We start from the raw sequence: 7,460 nt of genomic DNA on the forward strand, positions 1-7,460 counted from the left end.
AGGATCTTCTGGCCTATGCGGATCGAGCAGGATTCGGGGTGGTGGAGATCCGCAGAGAGATCTCATCAGGGACCAAGGACCAGCGGTCGGAACGAAAGAAGATCATGGCCCTGGCCCAGGACCGGCGCATCGACGCAATCCTGGTGACAGAATTGACTCGCTGGGGGCGCAGCACCACGGACCTAGTCCAGACCCTCCAGAATCTCCAGGCCTGGAACGTTTCCCTGATCGCGCAGACCGGTCTCCAGTTTGACCTGAGCACGCCCCAGGGAAAACTGATCGCGTCCATGATGGCCGCGTTGGCAGAGTTCGAGAGAGATCTGCTTCGGGAATGGGTGCGGTCCGGCATCGCCGCGGCCAAGGCGCAGGGTAAGACCTTTGGGCGCAGGCCTGGTCATCGCCCAAAGGCCGACCGCCTGGCCCCCAAGGTGCTCCGCCTCGTCGAAGAGGACCGGTCATATCGAGACATCGCCAAAGAATTGAAGCTCAGCAAGAATACGGTGATGAGCATCGTTCACCGGCACAGAAACGCCAAGATCGATATAACAGGCTAAACTTTTTGATGTACTTGCCATGCCCCTGACACCCAAAGACCTGCTCGAAGCTACTTGATTCCTGGTGGCATGAATGTTGGGTTTGGGCCTCGTCAACCGTCTTTCCTTGAGCCAGAGCAACCTCAGCCTCACGCAGCATGGTGATAATCTGCTCGGGAGAGTGTCCTTTCCTGCCCATCTTCCTTACTCCTTGGCCAGAATCCTAACTTAATTCCTGGCTCAGGTTTAGGGGGGCAGGTCAGACGCACTAGGGGAAAAATTTTCTTGAAGAAAATGATAACTCAGAAATAAAAACGGAAGCGGAATGGCTGACAAATATTGTGATCTCAAAATTGCAAGCCTTATTTTTAATTACAAATTGCAAAGTTAAAGAATCTTTTGATGTACAACCATCAAGCATTTCGTACTGCAAAGAATTTTGACCGCAATTATAAGACAGCCTGATTTCCTTAAAGTTATTCGAAAAAAGAGGGGTGTTTCCAGACCCTTTCACCGTAAGTTTGTATAATCCAGGATATAAATTGATATGTGGCCCGTATAACAGCAAGCCGTCTTGACAATTTGAGCGTAGAACACCGCCTTCTTTAATTCCTATTTCTGACTGTATCCGATGGTCTGAAGCTTTAAAAATTACATTTGAAAAATATCCTTCAGACATCACTCTTGAAATTAACATGTTAAAATGAAAATATTGAATCAAACGACTATATTCACGGGCTAAAATCCATCGCATTCGGCGACCGTATTGTTTTGTTCGCTCAAATCCATTACAAGATAAAATTAATTCACTTATAAGCCTGGTGATTCCTTCACGAAGGCTGTTAACAGTTGTCCCTGGAAGAAAATAAACAAGATCTTTAACATCATCAAAGACAGACAAAGGTGTGACTATAACTGGTGCCTTAGAAAGAAGCCCCAAACGAACGGCTGCGCTGCTTGATTCTGATGACCTTTGATAAGGGTAGATAATCATATCGGCTTGCATTAAATATCCCAAACTTTCTTCGTCAGCAAGGTAATCAGTTATAAATAGTGTATTGTCAGCAAAATTTGTTTCAAGAGCTAATTTCTTTGCAGTACGTATTAAATGCTGAGACTCAGGCACTGGATATTCTGCATTAACGAGTAAAAGTTTAATTTTTTTATTCGAAACACTAATACCTGACACAGATTCAATGAGCTCTAGGATTCCCTTATTCGGAAGAGCAAACCCATAAGTAGCTAAAACTATCTCGTTATCCTTCTTTTGAAAGTGAATTTCCTTTGAAACAATCTGGCTATGCCCAAGTGGGAATAACGATACATTGAAAATTCCAATGCGTTGTAATCTCTGTACATCGCTGTTGGTCATCGCAAATATCTTGTCGCAACGCCCTAAAGATTCTGCCATGTCAGAAAGTTTTCTTGGCAAAATATCTTGTGGAGGGTCAATGGTCGAGTGGAGTTGTATAAAAATGAGCAAACCCTTTGCTTTTAAATTGTCAATAAATTTTGCCAAAATGCACGGGTCTGCAAAACCATAATTATATTGCAAAAATAATGTTGAAATACCGAAGTTGTCAATGTTGTCGTTAAGTAATTTGAAATCTTCAGACGTATCTAATGTCCAGCAACGAACTACATTCGCCGAATCTACGGACAAAAGATTGTCTACAATTGGAGCAAATACCATAAATTGGCCAAAATAGTCTCTCATAATGTTTTCACTATATGAAGCAATCCCGCATCTAGTGTTCCAAGTCGATACAAGTCCTATTTTTTCTTGGTAAATGTACTTGCTTACAGCTAATGATTTGAAATAACATTCAACAATACGTTCATTTGCTCCAATGCAAGCCAGTATGTTGACAAGCTCTTGATCGTTTATGTCGCCATAGAGTAAATAGTGTGAAATTTTGTCCATTAAATGTTTACGAGAAACTGCTTGCAATTTGTTGTTGCCGTTATTGTTTAAAAAGGTATCTTCAATCGCTGTTAATGCAACTTGTGCAGATTTTTCCCAGCTGAATTCATTCACACGATCATGACAATGCTGCTTTAAATCGTTGTAGAGCCGCTTGTCTGTCAAAAATTTTTCGATTGTAAATGCTATATCATGGGGAGACCTTGGATCAAATAAAGCATCTTCATATCCAACCACATCAGGAATGCATGTGGTATTTGAAGCGATAACGGGTGCTCCACAAGCCATCGCCTCAAGGATAGGTAAACCGAATCCCTCACTAAGCGAAGGGAATATAAATAGAATACATAGATTATACAAGCAGAGCAGAGTGTCATCATCCACGCAACCGGTGAAAATTATGTTTTGCTTTGAAAGTCCATGTGAAATTGCAATATCAAATAGATTTGAGTATATATCGTCATTACCGTTTCCTACAAAAACTAGCTGCAATGATTCGCGAAGTTTACTGTCAACGAAAGAGAACGCTTTAATGAGGTTTCCATGGTTTTTACGTATATCGAAGCTAGCTGTATATAATAAAAAGTCGTTTTGTATCCCATAACTAGAGTAAATATTCTGACGTTCGACAGGGCTGATCTCTTTCTTACGAAAAAAACTACTGATCGCTGAAGAAATGTTTATTATTTGTTCTGGCTTAACTTTTAAATGCGCACTACCTTCAAGTCTAGAGTAGTTAGATATTGCAAACAAAATGTCTGATTTATCGTAATATTGTAGTTTGTTATAATAATGATCTGATATTTTTTTCTCTTTAAGATACACGTCTGAGTACATTAATGGTATAAGATCATATAATATGACACACGTAATATATGGAGCAGAAAAATGACCAATTGATGTTAAAACATCATCACCATAGCCTTCGACAAGACTGCAAATTAACAACACATCAGGCTTAAGGTCCGCTATAAATTTTTCTCTAATACATTCTGCTACTCTCGTATATGCAATGTTTGTACAACTAACTTCTGCAGTATTTGGCAAAGAATCGAAGCAAATAATATTAATTTGAGGTAATAAATCTTTAAAATACGAACGAATCTCATTGATTCTTGCCGGAAGCTGATTGTTTAGCAATACCAATATTTCATGAGAGTGTTGTTGTAGCAGAATATGTTCAACCAAATCAATAGAATATCGACCTATTCCTCCGAGTTTGCTTCCAGATTGACAGCTTTGCATGTCAATTACTATTTTCATTTTATGATTCCTTTTCATTACTGTCCGGTTAAGAATAGGCTTGACACCTGGAAGCGTCAACTGGTGTAGGCGCCTGATGTATTTCCACCTAGGCGATCAGTTTTGAAAAAACGACACCGGCATCCATGAGATCAGTTCAAAAAGGGGTCGCCTCAGAAAACGGAAAAAATCGTACGCTAAGCTTGGCTGCTCGTTTTCATCGCGCTTGAGCCGTCTCGTCACGAATTCCAGCGACTGAGCCCTTGCCGGGAGAATATCGTGAAAGGCAAGTCAGCCCCGGTCCCACTCGCTACGCTCACTGGTCTGCGGGGCACTTGCCAGGCCTGCGCCCTGGCTTGTTTGCATAACATACTCAACTTATTTATAAATATTGAAATATTCGATTTGTGCTCGGAACATACCCGGTTTGCGACCGATCAGTGACCTGTTTTTGACCGATCTATGACCTACTTGTGACCTGTTCTTGTATAACTATATGAATTTTATTATTAAGTCAGCTAAGCTTGGCAACGCCGAAGGCATGAGAGAATTTTTAGTTTCCATCCCCTTGAACTGATTGCCGCGCTGCCGGTAGGTAGCGATAGAGCGTGGAGGGGCCAACCCCGTGCCGGCGAGCCACGTCCTCGACGGTGATTTCCGGATCGGTCAGCAGGGCCCTGGCTTGCTTCAGATCCTTTTCGGACAGGGCACGCGGGCGTCCGCCTTTCCGCCCTCGGAAGCGGGCAGCATCCAGGCCAGCCCGGGTCCTCTCGCAGATGATTTCTCTCTCAAATTCGGCGATAGCGCTGAACACGGTGAAGATGAGCCGGCCGCCGGCGCTGGTTGTATCCATGTTCTGGGTGAGTATCTTGAGACCGATACCTCGCTGCTCCAAAGCCTCCACCGTCTCCAGCAATTGACGGGTGGAGCGCGCCAGCCGGTCGAGTTTCCAAACCACCAGAGTGTCGCCGCTTCGCATATAGTCATAGGCCGCTACAAGTTCCGGCCGATCGCGTTTGGTACCGCTCGCCGTTTCTTCGAAAATACGCTCGCAGCCGGCCTCGCGCAATGCATCCATTTGCAAGTAGGGTTTTTGGTCGCGGGTTGAGACCCTGACATAGCCGATCTGCATTAGGCAGTCCATCCCATTGAAGTTGTTGCTCCGCCCTTTGATCTCCCGTAACCAATATTGATGATGGTTGTTTTGGGAGAGTAAATCAAGAGATTGTTTTGGGAGGTCCTTTGGTCCTCCCTGGCTGCGAAGGGCTGGGTGCCTGCCGGTCTCCCTGAAACCAGCGTTTTCAAGAAGAAGGAAACCGCATGCCCCGCCGTTCAATCCACCCGCCGCCGAGCGTGCAAGCCTTCTGGCGTTGCCAGACTCCGAAGACGAACTCATTCGGCACTACACCTTCGGCGAAGCTGTTCAATAATGCCAAGAAGAAGCACCAGCAGCAGTTCCAGGCATCCGGCAAGGCGATAAATGCCAAAGTGCGCCTGTTCGGTCGCATTGGTCAAGCGCTGATCGAAGCCAAGCAAAGGGGCGGCGATCCATTCGCCGCTATCGAGACGGTCATGTCCTGGGATGCCTTCGCCGAGAGCGTCAATGGCCTTGCGCATGTCCGTGGCTCCCAGAGCCAGGTAGACCCGGACGCCGTTTGCCGGCAACATCATAGCTGCGTCAGCGTGCGGACAAGCTTTTCCAGCACCGGCGCGGCGAAGTCGCCTCTGATCTCGATGCGAAAGGCGTTGCCCACATGCACCAGCATTGGTTCAGGTGCGGTTGCCATGTACGCCTGGGGCGACGCAGACAGCGGCACAGGGACGATTGCGAAGCAAGGCGCTGCCTCTTCGTCGGCCGATCTCGCCAAACGCTTCCGCCAATAGCCCCATGAACTTTGGGAAAGGCCATGCCGCCGGCAGTAAGCCCCCTGGCTCAGGCCACTGCCTCGCCAAGACTCAAAATGTCCAGCCCAATACGTCGCCTTCTCGGATCTATGCTCCGTTGCTGATGCAGCCATGGTCGTCCCCCTTGGGGACACTCCATGCCAGAAAACTCAGGAGACGTAAGAAGGACCTCTTTTGACGGTTACGAAGCTGCGGTCGCGGATTTCGCCAAGCCGGTTCAGGAACACCGCCCGCGCCAGCGGCGTTCTTCGCTTCCCCTTTGTTCAGCCCGATCTGCACCCGTCGGCGAGACCCTTCGTTTCAAAGAACTGTGGGAGCGTTGTCTCAGCGTCCCGAAATTTGCCTGGTCCTGATCGCTGATCCAATTGAACGCGATGGCTGACGGTAAAGTTGCGCCTTGCGCCAGCCACAAGCAAACATTGCCCTACAAGCAACATCCCTGGACTCACATCCTGCCCTCGAAATGTTGTTTTACCCCTCGTCCTCGCCGAGAACCTTCCAACACTTCCATCAGGATGCACGAACATTGCCTCTGCAGAGCCTCAAACGATCAATTGTTCATGACACGCTCTAGGGCCAGAACCAGGGGCTACCGGAACGTGGCCAACTCCATCACCATGATTTACCTGGTCGCCGCTCCGATCGGTGATATCCTCTCAAGGTAAATTTCATTTGAAACGGCGAAGAAACCCACTCTACAATGGTCGGAAATTTAATCATTAGTTTTTATTTAATGAGTAATATCATGCCACTTTAAAACTTCACATATGTTTTTTATTATTTCAAACTTTTTATTAAATAAATAGTTTAATTCTTGTTTTAAGCGCAATAATCTAAACTGAGGTCCGTCTTCAACAATGTCAAAGATTGAAAGGATTGGCTGGTAGCGAAGGCGACGATAGTCATGCATAATTATTGTTGTACATTGATTGGATAAAAGGGCAGATATAAAAGCGCACTCAACCCTCCGCCTCCCGTCTATAAATATGATATCAAATTTTATCCCTAGAGATAACGGATAAGTAGAATAATTTAATGACAAGTCTCGATCATTTTTGCATTCACCATTAATAGATTGTGTTATTGGTTTAAAAAAAGAAGGTTTATTTCTATTTTCAAAAATTGCATCTTGATATTCCTTATTATCGTCGATAGTCACAAACAATTGCGAATTCCATTTAGAGCAATAGTCAAGAAGCACCAGTGAAGTAATGCCACTGCCATATTCTAAAACGTTATTGGAACCATGCACTGACGCGTTCTCTATCACTCGACAAAACTCAGGAACATAGTCTTCTCCGTAGGTATTTTCACTGTAATACTTATCGTTATACGTAAATCCATAATTGTTCATAACATTAAACTCCAGCATGTATCTCAATGCCCTACAAAGATTACCTCAACAATACTGGGCGACCCACATTGCCGAACACGGTAAAGCCGTTCATCTTGAAATAATTCAAATTTGTCAAACAGACTTGCGGCGTGGTTCAGCTGTCATTGGGTTGGTGGTCATGCCACCTTTCGATCTTCCCCGTATACACCTATGGGGCCATGAACGTCAAAAGCGATATCCGGCCGCTGCTCATTGTAATGCTCGAAAAGCAGGGTAAAGCTGCTGCCGGGCCGTGCCCAGAGGACGGTGACGCGGCGGGTGCCATGGTCAGGGCAATCGACTCGGGGCACCCGCGCGGTCAGATAGCAGTAATGCTGGAAGAAATTGAGGTGCCGCCAGGTGAACTCCTGGTAGTCATGGGGCTTGCACATTCGGCCGCATTGGGGACAGGGATGACTGGCGCCCCGTTCGGAGCCAAGCGTCAGATGGAGTTCGTGCGGCACCTTTTCGGTGTCGAGTC

The 7,460-nt window shown here is 46.0% G+C and carries 5 protein-coding genes and 3 pseudogenes; 2 read left to right on the forward strand and 6 right to left on the reverse strand.

Translation table 11 applies throughout. From position 1 onward, the window contains the following. A partial coding sequence (locus tag NY78_RS21240) for a recombinase family protein (RefSeq protein ID WP_043640851.1) occupies positions 1-554 on the forward strand: 554 nt, incomplete at its 5' end. A gap of 247 nt (positions 555-801) precedes the next feature. Here NY78_RS21240 and NY78_RS24305 read toward each other — a convergent pair. Both NY78_RS24305 and NY78_RS21245 read right to left on the reverse strand, forming a co-directional pair. Then, positions 802-3,720 (reverse strand): glycosyltransferase, encoded by a 2,919-nt coding sequence (locus tag NY78_RS24305; RefSeq protein ID WP_197084305.1) that lies wholly within the window; start codon positions 3,718-3,720, stop codon positions 802-804. Between the two features lie 532 nt (positions 3,721-4,252). After that, on the reverse strand, positions 4,253-4,831 hold the full coding sequence (locus NY78_RS21245) for a recombinase family protein (protein WP_043640855.1): 579 nt from the start codon (positions 4,829-4,831) through the stop codon (positions 4,253-4,255). A gap of 284 nt (positions 4,832-5,115) precedes the next feature. Between NY78_RS21245 and NY78_RS24310 the strand changes: the two are divergent. Then, positions 5,116-5,301 (forward strand): annotated as a pseudogene (locus tag NY78_RS24310) (hypothetical protein); the annotation flags it as partial. 65 nt (positions 5,302-5,366) lie between these two features. On the opposite strand, the gene tnpA reads toward NY78_RS24310, so the two are convergent. The 4 genes and pseudogenes from tnpA to NY78_RS24320 form a co-directional block, all read right to left on the reverse strand. Further along, positions 5,367-5,717 (reverse strand): IS66 family insertion sequence element accessory protein TnpA, encoded by a 351-nt coding sequence (tnpA, locus tag NY78_RS25930; RefSeq protein ID WP_043640859.1) that lies wholly within the window; start codon positions 5,715-5,717, stop codon positions 5,367-5,369. 72 nt (positions 5,718-5,789) lie between these two features. Continuing rightward, positions 5,790-5,892: pseudogene (locus tag NY78_RS25095) on the reverse strand (Tn3 family transposase); the annotation flags it as partial. A 442-nt stretch (positions 5,893-6,334) separates the two neighbouring features. Next, entirely contained in the window at positions 6,335-6,958 is a 624-nt protein-coding gene (locus NY78_RS25100) for a hypothetical protein (RefSeq protein ID WP_156181116.1), read from the reverse strand. Positions 6,959-7,200: 242 nt separating this feature from the next. Beyond that, positions 7,201-7,460, reverse strand: a pseudogene (locus NY78_RS24320) (transposase family protein); the annotation flags it as partial.

This window comes from Desulfovibrio sp. TomC (assembly GCF_000801335.2).
Taxonomy (GTDB): Bacteria; Desulfobacterota; Desulfovibrionia; order Desulfovibrionales; family Desulfovibrionaceae; genus Solidesulfovibrio.